Raw genomic sequence first — 14437 nt, 5'->3', positions numbered from 1 at the left:
CCCCCCCCCCCCCCCCGCGGGGGGCGCGCCCCCGGGGGGGGTGGGCGCCGGGCCTGCCGGCCGGCGGGTGGGGCGGCGGCAGGTGCAGCCGAGGCGGCGGGCGGGTCGGCCGGCGGCTGGGCTAGGAGCCGACCGCCAGGATCAGCAGCGTCCAGAACGCGCAGCCCAGGTAGCCGAGGACCAGGCCGACGACGGCCGCCGCGTCCCCGTTCATGTTGCGCTCGCGGATCTGGGCCCGGGCGATGTGGCCGGTGACCACCGCGGGCAGCGACAGGAAGCTCACGCTGCAGACCAGCGACACCACGGCGAGCGCGCTGGTGGGGCGGACCGGCGGCACCGGAGGCGGCGGCAGGAAGGTCGCCGGGACGGGCTGCGCGGCCTGGAACGGCGGCGCCACCATCGGGCCGGCCGGCAGGTCGACCACCAGCGCGGCCAGTTCGCCGTAGGTGCGCGCCCGGGACGCGGCCTCGTGGCGCTCCTCGTACTCCTCGGCGGACAGCCGCCCCTCGGCGAAGCCGGCCTTCAGCACGTCCACCGTCCGGTCCCGGTCCGTGTGGCTCGCCCGCATCGCCGCCTGCGGAGCGGGCACGGGCGACTGCCAGCCGGGCACCAACGGCGGGTGGCCGTGCCGGTGCCCGGGACGGGACTCGCCCCACGGTTGAACGGACATCCGCCACCTCCCGCACCGCGGCGCTCCGGCGCGCGCTCACTGTTCCTCATAGTGCAGGACGACGGCGGGTGCTGAGTAGTTGCCGGATCTGTCCACCGACCGTCGCGACCCCGGCCAGGGCCGGGTGCTCACCCGTTCGGCGGTCACGCTCAGGGGATCCTCAAAGGGGGCGACAGCCCGTTCGAGCGGTGACAGGCTGGCTCCCGGACGACCGTCCGACCAGCCGCTCACGAGCAGAGACAGAGAAGGCCGCCATGCAGGCGTCAGTACCGCCGCCCTCCGGACACCCCGGGCCGGGCACCCCGTCCGCCGTCAGCATCCAGGGACTGTGGAAGCACTTCGGCACCCAGGCCGCCGTGGCCGGTCTCAGCCTCGAACTGCCCGCCGGGGCGTTCGTCGGCCTGGTCGGGCCGAACGGCGCGGGCAAGACGACGACGCTGTCCATGGTCACCGGCCTGCTCCGGCCCGACCAGGGCACCGTGCTGGTGCACGGCACCGACGTGTGGGCCGACCCCGTCACGGTCAAGGCCCGGATCGGCATCCTGCCGGAGGGCCTGCGGATGTTCGAGCGGCTCAGCGGGCGCGAACTGCTGCAGTACACCGGCCGCCTGCGGGGCCTGCCCGGTACCGAGGTGGACCGCCGCGCCGAGGAGCTGCTGACCGTCCTGGACCTCGGCCGGGACGCCGACAAGCTGGTCGCCGACTACTCCACCGGCATGCGCAAGAAGATCGGACTGGCCGCCGCGCTGCTGCACAACCCCGACGTGCTGTTCCTGGACGAGCCCTTCGAGGGCGTCGACCCGGTCTCCGCCCAGACCATCCGGGGCGTGCTCAAGCGGTACGCGGCGGCGGGGTCCACCGTCGTCTTCTCCAGCCACGTGATGGAGCTGGTCGAGCAGCTCTGCGACTGGGTCGCGGTGGTCAACGCCGGCCGGGTCATCGCCCAGGGCCCGTTGGACGCCGTCCGGGACGGGCGCAGCCTGCACGAGGCCTTCCTGGACCTGATCGGCGTCCGCGAGGACGACGGCCTGGCGCTCGGCTGGCTCGGCGGCGGGCCGGCCGGGCAGGCCGGGCAGGCCGCGCCGACCACGCAGGCCGGGCAGCCAGGCGGCGGTACGCCCGTGGACGGCCGGCCCGCGGACGGCCGGCTCGGGGGCGCGCAGTGACCGCGGCCGCGGTGCCGGACGGGCGGACGGTGGTCCGCGCCCTGGTGGCACTCAAGCTGCGGCTGCTGCGCAACGGGCTGCGCCGCAGCCCCGGCCGTACCGCCGTCTACGTGATCGGCGGCGTCGTCGGACTGGCCTTCGCCGGCGGGATCGCCTTCGCGATGGCGATGCTCAACGGGCGCTACGCCGGCTCCGCGGACGCCGGGGTGATGCTGCTCGGCGTGCTCACCCTCGGCTGGGCCGCACTGCCGCTGTTCCTGTTCTCCAGCGACGAGAGCTCGGACCCGACCCGGCTCACCATGCTGCCGCTGCGGCCCGGACCGCTGCTGCGCGGCTCCCTGCTGGCCGCCCTGATCGGGCCCGGTCCGCTGATCAGCCTGGTGCTGGTGACCGGCGCCGCCCTGTCCGGCGCCCAGGGAGGCGCCTCGGCCGCGGCTGCGGTGGTCGGGGTGCCGCTCGCGGTGCTCTGCCTGGTCACGCTCTCCCGGGCGGTCGCGGCCGGCAACGCCCGGATGCTCTCCAGCCGCCGCGGCAAGGACTTCGCGATCTTCGGCGGACTGGCCTTCGCGCTGCTGGTCCAGGTCGCCAACGTCGGCTCGCAGAGCATCCTCGGCCGCCACGGCGAGCCGCTGAACCTCGGCCCGCTCGAGCCGATCGCCTCGGTGCTGCGCTGGATCCCGCCGATCAGCGCGGCCGACGCCACCCGCACCGCGGGCGAGGGCCGCTACGCCCTGGCGCTGGCGCAACTCGCCGCGGCGGGCGTGCTGCTGGGCCTGCTGCTGCGCTGGTGGCGGGGCAGCCTGCAGGAGCTGATGGTCACCGCCGACTCCTCCACCCTGGAGGTGGCCCGCGGGGTGCAGGCGTCCCGCGGCCCGCGCTTCCTGCCCGCCGGCCGCACCGGCGCGGTGATGCAGCGGCACCTGCGGTACGCCTGGCGCGAGCCGCGGGCCAAGGCGGCGCTGTTCACCAGCATCGGGATGACGCTGGTGATCTGCGTGCTGTCGATGGTCCAGGGCTGGTCGAGCGTCTACCTGCTGGCGATGACCGGGACCTTCCTCGGACTGCAGATGCTCAACCTGTTCGGCATGGACGGCTCGGCCTTCTGGATGGTCGCCGCCACCCTGTGCACCCCGGCCGACGCCCGGGACGAGCTGCGCGGCCGGGCGTACGCGGTGCTGTCGTACGCCGTGCCGGTCACGGTGGTGCTCGGGCTGGTGCTGGCCGCCGCCACCGGCGACTGGGCCGGGCTGCCCTCCGCGCTCGGCCTCGCACTGGCGATGCTCGGCTGCGGCGTCGCGCTCGGCGCGGTGTTCAGCGTGCTCGCGCCGTACACCATGCCGGCCGACAGCAACCCGATGCGCAACGCCGCCCCGGGGCAGGGCGGGCTGATCCTCCTCAACCAGTTCGGCTCGATGATCGGCGTCGCGCTGCTCACCCTGCCGGTCGGCGGTTACCTGCTGTGGGCGCTGACCTCGGACGGGCCCACCTGGCCGGTGCTGCTGCTCGGCCCGCTCTACGGGGGCCTGGTCGGCGCCCTGGGCCTCCGGCTGGCGGCCACCCGGCTGCTGGAGCGCACCCCCGAGATCCTCGCCAAGGCGATCGAGCGGTAGCGGCTGCCCCCGGCCGGCCAACACACCGGCCCACACCCCGGCCGCCGCACCGGCCGCCGCACCGGTCTTCGCCCTCCACCGCCGGCGGCCTCGCCGGTCACCCCGGCCGCTCCGGCATCATGGGCCGGAGTGGTCGGGCCGCACGGGTCGGGCCGCAGTGTCGGTCGGGCCGTCGAGGAGAGCAGGGACACACCGTGGGCAAGCGCGCGCAGCAGGGCGGGAACGCCGGGCCGCTGCTGGAGCAGGCGGTGCGGTCGGTGCTCACCGCCCCGGACGAGGGGCTGGACCTCGCGCTGGACACCGGGGCCTCGCTGCTGGCCGCCTCGGCCGCGCAGTGGCCGGCGGTCAGCCGGGCACTGCTCGGGTACGCGGACACCGCCGTGGGCCGGTGCTGGTCGGCGGGCTGGCGCCCGGCCGACCTGGTGCGGGTCGTGCGGCGGCAGCTGAAACCCGTCCACCTGGCCCTCGCGGTGGACCTGATCGCCGCCGAGGGCCGCCGCCACCCCGCCGGCGCCCTGGACCGCCGCTGGCAGGAGCAGCTGCGCGAGCTGGAGACCGAGGTGTGGTGGCCGGGCGACGAGCAGTACCTCGGCGCCTTCGCCCACCGGCACCGGCTGGACCGCTTCGCGCTCGCCACCGCCGTCCTGGAGCTGCTGCGCAGCTGGGGCCGGCTGCCCCCGATCGCCCCGGTCGGCCCCGCGCCCGGCCGGTCCGCCGGGGCGCAGCGCCCCGCCGGGCCGGTCACCGGGGAGCCGCGGATGCTGGCGCGGATCCGGGCGCTGCTGGCCAAGGCCGAGTCCACCGAGTACCCGGAGGAGGCCGAGGCGCTGACCGCCAAGGCCCAGCAGCTGATGGCCCAGCACAGCATCGACGAGGCACTGCTGGCCGCGGCCGGGGCCGACCGGAACACCCCGGCGGCGCTGCGGATCGGCGTGGACAACCCGTACGAGGGCCCGAAGACGATGCTGCTGGACGCCGTCGCGACGGCGAACCGGTGCCGGGTGGTGTGGGCGAAGGAGTTCGGCTTCTGCACCGTGATCGGCTTCGACGGCGATCTGGACGGCGTCGAGCTGCTCTACACCTCACTGCTGGTGCAGGCCACCCACGCGCTCAACAAGGCCGGCTCCGGCAAGGACTCGCGCAGCAAGGCGTTCCGGCAGTCCTTCCTGGTCGCGTACGCGGCGCGGATCCGCGAGCGGCTGACCGCCGCCACCGAGCGGACCACCAGCGCCGCCGCGGCCGGCCGCCACCTGCGGGAGGACGGCACCGAGGAGCAGTTGCTGCCGGACGAGCGGCTGCTGCCCGCGCTGGCCGCCCGTTCGGCGGCGGTGGACGAGGAGGTGGGCCGGCTGTTCCCGAAGCTGGTCTCGCAGCGGGTCCGGGTCAGCGACGGCGAGGGCTGGGCGGCCGGACGGGCGGCCGCCGATCGGGCCGCGCTGCACGGGCGGGGCGAGATCCGCAGCTGACGCCCTGGCTGATAGAACGTACCCCGCCACGAACGAAGGGGGATCCGCCGTGTCGGAGTCGGCTGCCGAGTCGGGAGTCACGGAGTCGGGATTCGCGGAGTCGGGATACCGGGACCGGGTGCGCGGGGCGCTGCTCGGCGGTGCGATCGGCGACGCGTTGGGCTGGCCGGTGGAGTTCCAGCAGCTCCACCAGATCCAGGAGCGGTTCGGCCCGCAGGGCGTGACGGCGCTGCCGGCCGCGGACGGCGGGCCGGTGGAGGTCACCGACGACACCCAGATGACGCTGTTCACCGCCGAGGGGCTGATCCGCGGTTTCGTCCGCGGGTGGTCGGGCGGCGGTGGATCCGTACCGGAGGCGGTGCACGGCGCGTACCGGCGGTGGCTGCGGACGCAGTACCAGGGCGCTCCGGACACCGAACCGCAGCCCCGCCCCTACGACGGCTGGCTGCTGGGGCGGCCGTTCCTGTACGCGCGGCGGGCGCCGGGCAACGCGTGCCTGAGCGGGGTGTCCGAGCACCCGGAGTTCGAGGCGCCCTCCGCGATCGGGCGTCCGGGGCCGATCAACCCGGGGTCCAAGGGCTGCGGCACGGTGATGCGCTCGGCGCCGTTCGGGCTGGCCAGGCTGGGCGTCGAACAGTCCTTCGGGCTGGCCGTGCAGTGCGCCCAGCTGACCCACGGGCACCCGACCGGCTACCTGGCGGCGGGCGCCTTCGCGGCGCTGGTCGAGCGGCTGGCCGCCGGGGAGGAGCCGTGGGCGGCGGTCGGTGGGACGGTGGAGCAGATCCGCGAGCTTCCGCAGTCCAAGGAGACCGTCCAGGCGCTGGCCCGGGCGGTGCGGCTGGCCCAGGAGGCGGAGCCCTCGGCGGAGACGGTGGAGCGGGTGGGCCTGGGTTGGATCGCCGAGGAGTGCCTGGCCATCGCGGTGTACGCGCTGCTGGCGGCCACCCTGGACCCCGACCCGGTGCGCACCGCGCTGCTGCTGTCGGTCAACCACTCCGGGGACAGCGACTCCGCCGGAGCGGTCTGCGGCAACCTGGTCGGGGCCGCGTACGGCGCTTCGGCGCTGCCCGGCGAGTGGGTCCGGGCGATCGAGGGCCGGGCCGAACTGCTGACGGTCGCGGACGACCTGCTGGTGCTGTTCGGCAGCCGCGACCCGGCCCACCCGGCGCTCGGCGGGCGCTACCCGGCCTGGTAGCCGCTCGGCACGGTGGCTGCTCGGCCCGGTCGCTACTTGGCCTGGTGGCCACTCGGCCCGGTAGCCGCTCGGCACGGTGGCCACTCGGCCCGGTAGCTGCTCGGCCCGGTGGCTACTTGGCCTGCGGGTCGGTGACCTGCCCGAAGAACAGCGGCCGCCCACTGCCGGTGTCCCGGATCAGGAACAGGAACGGCCGGTCGATGTGCAGCTGGGCGGGATCGCGCGGAGCGGGCGCCGCCCCGGCGACGATTCCGACGCCGCTGCCGGCCGCCGCGACCGTCCCCTCCTCGTCGACCTGGACGGTGGCCTTCTGCACCACCGTGCTGACGGCGAGCTGCTGCTTGGCGATGCCGGACAGGTCGGCGTCGTCGAAGACCGAGTGGACGCCGAGCGAGCGCAGCGCGGGGGTGAGCTCGTTGGACGTGTCGAAGTGGAACCGCGGCAGCTGGAGGTCGACGGGTCGCTCGGCGAGGGCGCCGAGGATCCGGTCCAGCTGGGGCTGGTCCAGTCCCTTGGTGAAGGCCGCGAAGCCGCCCTGGGCGGGGACGATCAGGTCCATCGCCAGCTTGCCGTCCGCGTACGGGAGTTCGACGGCCTGCCAGGGCTGGCCGACGATCCCGCCGGAGCCGTCGGCGTACTTGAACTCGCCGGTCTGGCTCATCGTGGAGACGTTCGGGGTGGTGCCGTCCAGCTTGTGGAACGGGCGGTCCTCGGTGTGCCCGGGCTTGAACTCGGAGGCCCACTTGGCCTTGAGGTAGAGCGCGTCGGTGAGCACCAGCCGGGTGTCCGGGTTGATCGTCCTCGGGGCGAAGAGGTCCTTGATCCGCCCCTCGGTGGCCTTCTCCACGGCCGCGTTGACCGCCTTGCGGCTGCCGTCCGGGTCCTTCTCGAAGTCGGTGGTGTGCAGCCCGGCGTCGAAGGCGGCGGCGAGCGTCGCCAGGTAGTCCTGCTCCACGGGGAGGCCCTGCTGCGTCCAGACCTCGTCGGCCTGGCGCAGGTCGGTGGTGCCGGTCCGCTGGTCGAGCGCCCCGACCGCGAGCGCGTACTGCTTCGGGTCGAGGTCGGTGTGCAGGGCCTTGGCGAGTTCGTCGGCGGTCGCGCCCCGGGCGCCGGGGAGCATCATGGCGAGCACGGTGGACAGGCCGGAGGGCGAGAGCACGAGGTTGTGCCCGGCGGCGTCCGGCGTCGCGGTCAGGGCGTGCAGGAGGTCCAGCCCGAAGGCGTCGGTGCCCTGGGCGGTGGCGGCCACCTGGGCAGGGTCCACCGCGGGCCGGCTCGCCGGTGCGGAGGCCCGCAGTTCGCCGGTGGCGGCGGCTCCGGTGCTGCCGCAGCCGGCGGCCAGCGGCGCGGCGAGCGCGGCGGCGAGGAGCAGCGCCGCCGGGCGGCGGGGGTGGTTTCCGGGCGTGCTGCGGTTCGTCATGCCCCTTCGACGCGGCGCCCCGCCTCCGGGTTCCGCCCGGGCGGGCGTCAGTCCCAGAGGGCGCCGAACTCCAGGAGTTCGTCCCGGTACTCGATGCGGTCGACCCACTCCTCGGGCCAGGCGGACTCGCCGTGGTGGGCGCCCGCGAAGGCGCCGGTCAGGCAGGCGAGGGAGTCGGAGTCGCCGGAGCTGTAGGCGGCGCGGCGGACGGCGGCGACCGGGTCGTCGGGCAGCAGCAGGAAGCAGAGCAGGCCGGTGCCGAAGGCCTCTTCGGCGACCCAGCCCTCGCCGGTGGCCAGGCAGGGGTCGGCCTCCGGGTCGGGTGCGGCGAGCGCGGCTTCCAACCGGTCGAGCACCGTGAGGCAGTCGTCCCAGCCGCGGGCCATGGCGGACTGCGGGGAGCCGCCGTGCCAGTGGGCAGCGAGGTCGCCGAGCCAGAACTCGTCGTACCGCTCGCGGTTCGCCAGCGCGTACGCCCGCAGCGCCGCGGGCAGGCCGGCGGGCGGGGCGCCCTCGGCGAGCTTGCGCACGGCGTACGCGGTGAGGTCGCCGGCGGCGAGGGCGGTCGGGTGGCCGTGGGTGAGCGCGGACTGCAGCTGGGCGGCGCCGGAGAGCTGCCGGGCGTCCAGTTCGCGGATCAGGCCGATCGGGGCGACCCGCATGTTGGCGCCGCAGCCCTTGGAGCCCACGTCGCTGGCCTGCTGCCAGCGGTACTCGGGGTGGCTGAGCCGCTCGCAGGCGCGCAGGCAGGTCATGCCGGGGGCACGGTTGTTCGCCGGGGAGCGCCACCAGTCGACGAACTCCTCGCGGACCGGCCGCGCCAGCCGCAGGGGCGTGAGCGGGCCGCGCGAGAGGGCGGTGCGCAGGCCGCGGGCGAGGGCGAGCGTCATCTGGGTGTCGTCGGTGACCAGTGCCTTTTCCGGCAGCGGGAGTTGACGCCAGTGCGGGTGATCGGCGGCGATCTGCTCGACGCTCCTGAACTCGGTCGGCCGGCCCATCGCGTCCCCGATCGCCAGCCCCAGCAGTGCCCCCGTCGCCGTGCCCACGGCCTTCTCCCCCTCGGTCCTCAGACCTCGACCAGCAGTTCCCTGAGCCCGCGGATCACGTAGCCCGGGTTCCACTCGGGCTCGCGGACCAGCCGCAGGCCCGGGGCCCGGCGCAGCAGCGTGCCGTAGGACTCGGTGAGCTCCAGTCTGGCAAGGGGGGCGCCCAGACAGAAGTGAATTCCGGCGCCGAAGGTGATGTGCGGGTTGTCGGTGCGGCCGAGGTCGAGGCGGTCGGGGTCGGCGAAGCGCTCCGGGTCGCGGTTGGCGGAGCCGAACAGCAGGGCGATCTCGGCACCGCGCGGGAAGGTGACGCCGCGGACCTCGACGTCCTCCAGCACCCAGCGTTCGAACATCTGCAACGGGGTGTCCCAGCGCATCAGTTCCTCGACGGCGGTGGGCAGCAGCTCGTCCACCGAGCCGCGCAGCCGGGCGAGCTCCTCGGGGTGGCGGAACAGCGCCCACCAACCGTTGCCGGTGGTGTTGACGGTGGCCTCGTGGCCGGCGTTGAGCAGCAGCACGCAGGTGGAGACCATCTCCTGCTCGCTGAGCGCGTCGGAGCCCTCCTGGGCCTGGATCAGCGCGCTGATCAGGTCGTCGCCCGGCTCAACCCGGCGCTCGCTGATGAGCGCGCGCAGGTAGTCGGAGAACTCGATGCTCGCGGCGACGGCCCGACGGGCGGTCTCCTCGCTCGGGTTGAGCTCGAACATCCCGGTGATGTCGGCGGACCAGGGGCGCAGCAGGTGGCGGTCGGACTCCGGCACGCCGAGCATCTCGGCGATCACGGCGACCGGCAGCGGCTCGGCGACGGCGGCGATCAGGTCGCCGCCGCCCGCCGCGAGCAGCCCGTCGACGAGTTCCCCGGCCAGGCGCCGGACGGTCGGGCGCAGCCCCTCGACCATGCGCGGGGTGAAGGCCTTGGAGACGAGGCGGCGGATCCGGGTGTGGTCGGGCGCCTCCAGGTCGAGCAGCCCGTGGTCGTTGAGGGTGTGGAAGGGCTCGTGCGCCGGGTCGGGCTCGGGGCGGCCGAACTCCTGGTGGCTGAACCGGTGGGTGTAGGTGCGGCCGAGCCGCCGGTCGCGCAGCAGGGCGCTGACGTCCTCGTGGCGGGAGACGAGCCACTGGTTCGTGGGCTCGAAGTACGTCACCGGCGCGTGCTCGCGCAGTTCGGCGTACGCGTCGTACGGGTGGGCCACGAAAGCCGCGGACCAGGGGTCGAACGTCGACGTCGTCGTCATCGGTGGTCACTCCAGGCCGTGAGGGGGAGCCGGAAGGATCATCGTACGCACGCGGTGCGCCCGTGCAGAGGCCCTTCCGGCCCGGCGTCCTCAGGCCCCTTCCGTCACCAGCCGCCGCACCAGCCCGGGCAGCGCCCGGGAGATCGGCTCCCGGATCACCTCGGCCGCGGCCTCGTCGTACGGCGTCGGCTCGGCGTTCAGGATGATCAGCTTCGCGCCGGACTCCACCGCGGTGTACGGCAGCGCCGCCACCGGGAACACCTGGAGGCTGGTGCCGACCGCGACGAACAGGTCACAGGCCCGGGCGATCGCGTCCGCCTGCCCGAGCACCTGCGGATCCAGGTTCTCCCCGAACATCACCGTGCGCGGCCGCAGGATCCCGCCGCAGTCCCGGCAGGCCGGATCCGGTTCCCCGGCCTCGACCCGGGCCAGCGCCTCCTCCATCGGCCCGGTCACCCGGCAGCTCGCGCACTGCACCTCCCGTGCGGTGCCGTGCAGTTCGAGCACCTTCCGGGCCGGCAGACCGGCCCGCTGGTGCAGCCCGTCCACGTTCTGGGTGAGCACCCGCAGCGGGAGGCCGGAGCGCTCCAGGTCGACCAGCGCCCGGTGCCCGGGGTTGGGCTCGGCCGCGAGCGCGCCGGCGTCCCGGCGCATCAGCCAGGCGCGCCTGCGCACCTCCGGATCGGCCAGGTACGGGCCGATGGTCACGAGCTCCTGGGCCGACGGATCCCGCTGCCAGAGCCCCTGCGGGCCGCGGTAGTCGGGGATGCCGGAGTCGGTCGAGATGCCCGCGCCGGTGAGCACGGCGATCAGGGGGCGCTTCGCGTTCATACCGCGGACGGTACGGGCGCCGGGCCGCCGCGGCCACCGAAAATCCGGGTGCGGCCGACCGACTCCGCCGCCCAGCGGGCCGCGGATGAGCCGACGCGCAGAGGGCGGCCGACCGCCTCCCGCCGCCCACCGGGCCGCGGATGAGCCGACGGTCAGACCAGTGCCGGCTGCTGCCGGGTGGCCGGGCAGGTCAGCGGCGCCAGGGCGCCGAGGTAGCAGGCGGCGGCGAGCGGGATGAACGCCAGGTCGGCCGCCGAGGCGACGGTGCCGACCAGCATGAGCACCGGGCTCCACCAGCGCAGCGTCCGGTCCCGGCCGACCGCGGCGGCGACCAGCAGCGCCAGCAGGCCGACGTAGAAGAGCAGCGGGCCGACCCGGTACACGGCGGGCAGCACCCCGGGGACGTCCTGGATCCGCTCGAACAACCGCGACTGCTCCTCCTTGGTGGCCGCGGCCAGGCCGACGCACAGGTCGATCCCGATCTGCACCAGCGAGGCCAGCAGGCCCGCGAACGCCGTCCCCAGTGCGGCGCCGACGGCCAGCCGCCCGACCGCGGTGCCGCGCGGGGCGAGCAGCCCGCGCAGGGCGAGCAGCACGGGGACGAACAGCAGCAGGCCGGCGGACATCGCGGTGTGCCCGGCGGTCCAGCCGAGGCCCGGCTGGCGGGAGCCGGGCACCAGGCGGATGCCGCCGTACAGGGCCATCAGCGCGGGGGCGCCGACGGCGGCGTAGCCGGCGAGACGGGCGGTGCGGGTGGCGTTCATCTGACGATCTCCAACGGTGGGCGTGCTCCGACACCGCAGAGCCTGTCCGCCGAACCCCTCGTCGCGGATCGCCCGCACCGGCGAACCCACCGCCTCCCCCGTACGAGGGAGCCGGCGGCGGAGCCGGTCAGGACTCCCCCGCCACCACCGCCCCGGCCTCGTACGCGAACACCACCGCGTGCACCCGGTCGCGCAGCCCGAGCTTGCTCAGCACATTGCTGACGTGCGTCTTCACCGTGTGCTCGCTCACCACCAGCTCGGCCGCGATCTCCGCGTTGGACATCCCGCGCGCGATCAGCCGCAGCGTCTCCCGCTCGCGCAGGGTCAGCTGCTCCAGCAGCCGGGACGGCGGCCGCACCGGCCGTTCCGGCCCGCCCGGCCGGCGGGCGGCGAACTCGCCGATCAGCCGCTTGGTCACCGACGGCGCGAGCAGCGCCTCCCCCGAGGCGACCATCCGCACCCCGTGCGCCAGGTCGTCCCGGCGGACGTCCTTGAGCAGGAAGCCGCTGGCGCCCGCGTACAGCGCGTCGAAGACGTAGTCGTCGATGTCGAAGGTGGTCAGCATGATCACCTTGGTGGACGGGAACTCCGCGCACACCCGCCGGGCCGCCTCCAGCCCGTCCATCACCGGCATCCGGACGTCCAGCAGCAGCACGTCCGGGCCGTGCAGGCGCACCGCCTCGACCGCCTCGGCGCCGTCGCGGGCCTCGGCCACCACCTCGATGTCCGGCTGCGCGTCCAGGATCATCCCGAACCCGGCCCGCACCAGCTCCTGGTCGTCCGCGACCACCACCCGTATCGACGTCATCCGCCCGCCCTCTCCAGCTCGCCCGCCCGCCCCAACGGCAGCCGGGCACTCACCAGGAAACCCTCGCCCTGCGGCCCCGGACCGGCCTCGGCCCGGCCGCCGCAGGCCGCCGCCCGCTCGCGGATGCCGACCAGCCCGCGCCCGCCGGACCAGCCCGCCACCGTACGGTCCGCTCCCAGCGGCACGCCGCGCCCGTTGTCGGACACCACGACCTCCAGCACGTCACGGCTGCGCCGCACCCGGATCGCGGCCCGGTCGGCCCCGGAGTGCTTGACCGTGTTGGTCAGCGCCTCCTGCACGATCCGGTAGGCCGCCGCCTCCACGTCCGCGGGCACCGCGCCCAGCCCGTCGGCGAGTTCGAACTCCACGGCCAGGCCGGCCCGGCGCACCCGCTCGGCCACGTCGGCGAGTTCGCTCAGCCTGGGCTGCGGGGCCAACTGCTGCCCCGCCTCAGGGTCCTTCAACACACCGAGCACGCGCCGCAGTTGCACCATCGCGTCGCGGCCGGTGTCGGCGATGGTGTCGAAGGCGCGGATCGCCCGGTCCGGATCGCCGCGCACCACCAGCGGACCGGCCTCGGCCTGGATGACCATCAGCGACACGGCGTGCGCCAGGATGTCGTGCATCTCCCGGGCGATCCGGCCCCGCTCCTCGGCAACGGCCCGCGCCGACTCACTGGCCGCCCGCTCCCCCGCCTCCCGCGCCCGCTCCGCCTGCACCTGGGCCAACTGCCGCTGGGCGCGCACCAGGGAGCCGAAGACGAACGAGCCGGCCGAGGTGAGCACGCTGAACACCATGCCGTTCGGCGAGTGCGTCCCGATCACGTTGGCGACCACCGCAACGACCAGCACCGACCAGCGCACCCGGTCCGAACACCGCTCCGCCACCGTGTAGAGGCCGATGACACCGGCCAGCGGCACCTGGGCGTTCGCCGAGTGCGCCAGCGCGGACAACGCGATCTCGGCGGCGGCGCTCGACGCCAGCACCGCCAGCGGCGCCGAGCGCCGCCACGGAAGAGGCACCGCGGTGGCCACCGCCAGCAGGTAGACCCACGCCGGCCAGGCCACGTCGTCGTTGTAGACCGCCCACACCGCGACCGCCGCGGACGCCAGCGCCAGCACCGAGTCCAGCACGTACGGGCTCAGCCCGGCCGTCCGGACCCGCCAACGCGTCGCGCTCTCCACCGCCGCCCCTCCCCCGTACCCGGGGCCGACGCCCCCACGGAGGAGATCATGCCCCACCGGCAGAACCTCCGGCACCGCCCGGTCAGCCACCGCTGACCGTCACGCCGCCGGTCTTCGCCACCGCCGTGATGCGGTGCGCCGCGCCCGGCTGCGAGCGGATGCCCACGTCCGTCCCACCGGAGTCCGTCCGGGCGTCCACCGCGTACGCCTCGCCACCCGGCACCGTCAGCCGGACCCCGCCGTCGCCGACCTCGGCGTCCAGCGTCGTCGGCGCCGCCGTGAACTCGGCCCGCACCCCGCCGTTGGTCGCACTGAGGCGCGCCGTCGGCGAGGTCATCCCGGTGGCCTCCACCCCGCCGTTCTCCACGGCGGCGTCCACCTCGGCGGCCAGCCCGGACAGCCTGACGCCGCCGTTGCCCTCCCTGATCCGCACCTTCGTCCCGGCCGGCACCCGCACCGTGTACCCGACCCCGCAGGAGTCGCACGCGTACCCCAGCGTCAGCACGCCGTCCTTCACCTCGTGCCGGCTCTGCGGCGCCTCGCCCCGGTAGCTCTGCTCCTCGACCACCCCCACCGAGTCACCGCCGCCGATCACCACCACGCCGCCGCTCTCCCCGTCGACCACCAGCTCGCTGATCCGCTCGGCCACCCCGTAGCTGACCGTCCGGTGCTCGTCGGACTCCCAGAACCCGACGCACCCCTGCATCCCCAGCACCACCGCCGCCGTGATCGCCACCGCGCCCAGCACCCGCTTCATGTCCACCCTCCACGATCCCGTCACCCGACACCGAGGAGCCTCCCGCGACCACCCCTTCCGCCACCTCCCCCGCCGGAACGGTTCTGCGAGCTCCCCCTCAAGGGGGAGGAGCGTGCGGAGAATTCACGAACTCACCGGCGGAGCAGCCGCGTCGACGCCACCGCTGCCGCCGGGCACATCGTGGGTGTCACCCGGTACGCGCGGGAGACCCTCCCCGACGCGCAGCCGACCGCCGTGCCCGCCCACGCGCGAGGCCGCCATCAGCGCCCTCGCGGCCGGACCGGC

The 14437-nt window shown here is 75.1% G+C and carries 13 protein-coding genes; 4 read left to right on the top strand and 9 right to left on the bottom strand.

What is annotated here, in order from left to right; all coding sequences use genetic code 11:
- Positions 1 to 121: 121 nt before the first annotated feature.
- Positions 122 to 670: a DUF1707 and DUF4190 domain-containing protein gene (locus tag ABT247_RS24180; RefSeq protein ID WP_350745640.1), complete on the bottom strand. Its 549-nt coding sequence runs from the start codon at positions 668 to 670 to the stop codon at positions 122 to 124.
- A gap of 254 nt (positions 671 to 924) precedes the next feature.
- Here ABT247_RS24180 and ABT247_RS24175 point away from each other — a divergent pair, with 254 nt between their 5' ends.
- The 4 genes from ABT247_RS24175 (at position 925) to ABT247_RS24160 (ending at position 6107) form a co-directional block, all read left to right on the top strand.
- Positions 925 to 1836 (top strand): ABC transporter ATP-binding protein, encoded by a 912-nt coding sequence (locus tag ABT247_RS24175; protein WP_350745638.1) that lies wholly within the window; start codon positions 925 to 927, stop codon positions 1834 to 1836.
- The gene (locus ABT247_RS24170; RefSeq protein WP_350745632.1) at positions 1833 to 3446 is read left to right on the top strand and encodes a GumC domain-containing protein; all 1614 of its coding nucleotides are present in this window, start codon (positions 1833 to 1835) and stop codon (positions 3444 to 3446) included. The genes ABT247_RS24175 and ABT247_RS24170 overlap by 4 nt, the downstream gene beginning before the upstream one ends.
- Before the next feature lie 194 nt (positions 3447 to 3640).
- The gene (locus tag ABT247_RS24165; RefSeq protein ID WP_350745629.1) at positions 3641 to 4912 is read left to right on the top strand and encodes a DUF2786 domain-containing protein; all 1272 of its coding nucleotides are present in this window, start codon (positions 3641 to 3643) and stop codon (positions 4910 to 4912) included.
- A 49-nt stretch (positions 4913 to 4961) separates the two neighbouring features.
- A complete protein-coding gene (locus ABT247_RS24160) occupies positions 4962 to 6107 on the top strand; it encodes an ADP-ribosylglycohydrolase family protein (RefSeq protein WP_350745626.1) in 1146 nt (381 codons plus the stop codon).
- Positions 6108 to 6219: 112 nt separating this feature from the next.
- Here ABT247_RS24160 and ABT247_RS24155 read toward each other — a convergent pair whose 3' ends face one another.
- The 8 genes from ABT247_RS24155 to ABT247_RS24120 all read right to left on the bottom strand — a co-directional run bounded on the left by ABT247_RS24155 (position 6220) and on the right by ABT247_RS24120 (position 14152).
- A complete protein-coding gene (locus ABT247_RS24155) occupies positions 6220 to 7527 on the bottom strand; it encodes a serpin family protein (RefSeq protein ID WP_350745624.1) in 1308 nt (435 codons plus the stop codon).
- Between the two features lie 47 nt (positions 7528 to 7574).
- Complete coding sequence (locus ABT247_RS24150) at positions 7575 to 8573, bottom strand: ADP-ribosylglycohydrolase family protein (RefSeq protein WP_350745622.1); 999 nt, start codon at positions 8571 to 8573, stop codon at positions 7575 to 7577.
- Positions 8574 to 8593: 20 nt separating this feature from the next.
- Positions 8594 to 9808, bottom strand: a complete 1215-nt coding sequence (locus ABT247_RS24145; protein WP_350745619.1) for a cytochrome P450 — start codon at positions 9806 to 9808, stop codon at positions 8594 to 8596.
- Between the two features lie 90 nt (positions 9809 to 9898).
- Complete coding sequence (locus ABT247_RS24140; RefSeq protein WP_350745617.1) at positions 9899 to 10639, bottom strand: SIR2 family NAD-dependent protein deacylase; 741 nt, start codon at positions 10637 to 10639, stop codon at positions 9899 to 9901.
- A gap of 152 nt (positions 10640 to 10791) precedes the next feature.
- On the bottom strand, positions 10792 to 11403 hold the full coding sequence (locus tag ABT247_RS24135; protein ID WP_350745614.1) for a hypothetical protein: 612 nt from the start codon (positions 11401 to 11403) through the stop codon (positions 10792 to 10794).
- 127 nt (positions 11404 to 11530) lie between these two features.
- Positions 11531 to 12211, bottom strand: a complete 681-nt coding sequence (locus tag ABT247_RS24130; RefSeq protein ID WP_350745611.1) for a response regulator — start codon at positions 12209 to 12211, stop codon at positions 11531 to 11533.
- Complete coding sequence (locus tag ABT247_RS24125) at positions 12208 to 13395, bottom strand: sensor histidine kinase (RefSeq protein ID WP_350745608.1); 1188 nt, start codon at positions 13393 to 13395, stop codon at positions 12208 to 12210. Before ABT247_RS24125 ends, ABT247_RS24130 begins: the two co-directional genes overlap by 4 nt.
- An 82-nt stretch (positions 13396 to 13477) precedes the next feature.
- On the bottom strand, positions 13478 to 14152 hold the full coding sequence (locus ABT247_RS24120; protein WP_350745605.1) for a DUF4097 family beta strand repeat-containing protein: 675 nt from the start codon (positions 14150 to 14152) through the stop codon (positions 13478 to 13480).
- Between the last annotated feature and the right edge of the window lie 285 nt (positions 14153 to 14437).

This window comes from Kitasatospora sp. NPDC001539, assembly GCF_040298565.1.
In the GTDB taxonomy this organism is placed as follows: Bacteria; Actinomycetota; Actinomycetes; order Streptomycetales; family Streptomycetaceae; genus Kitasatospora.
This window is presented reverse-complemented; position numbering and strand designations above follow the sequence as displayed.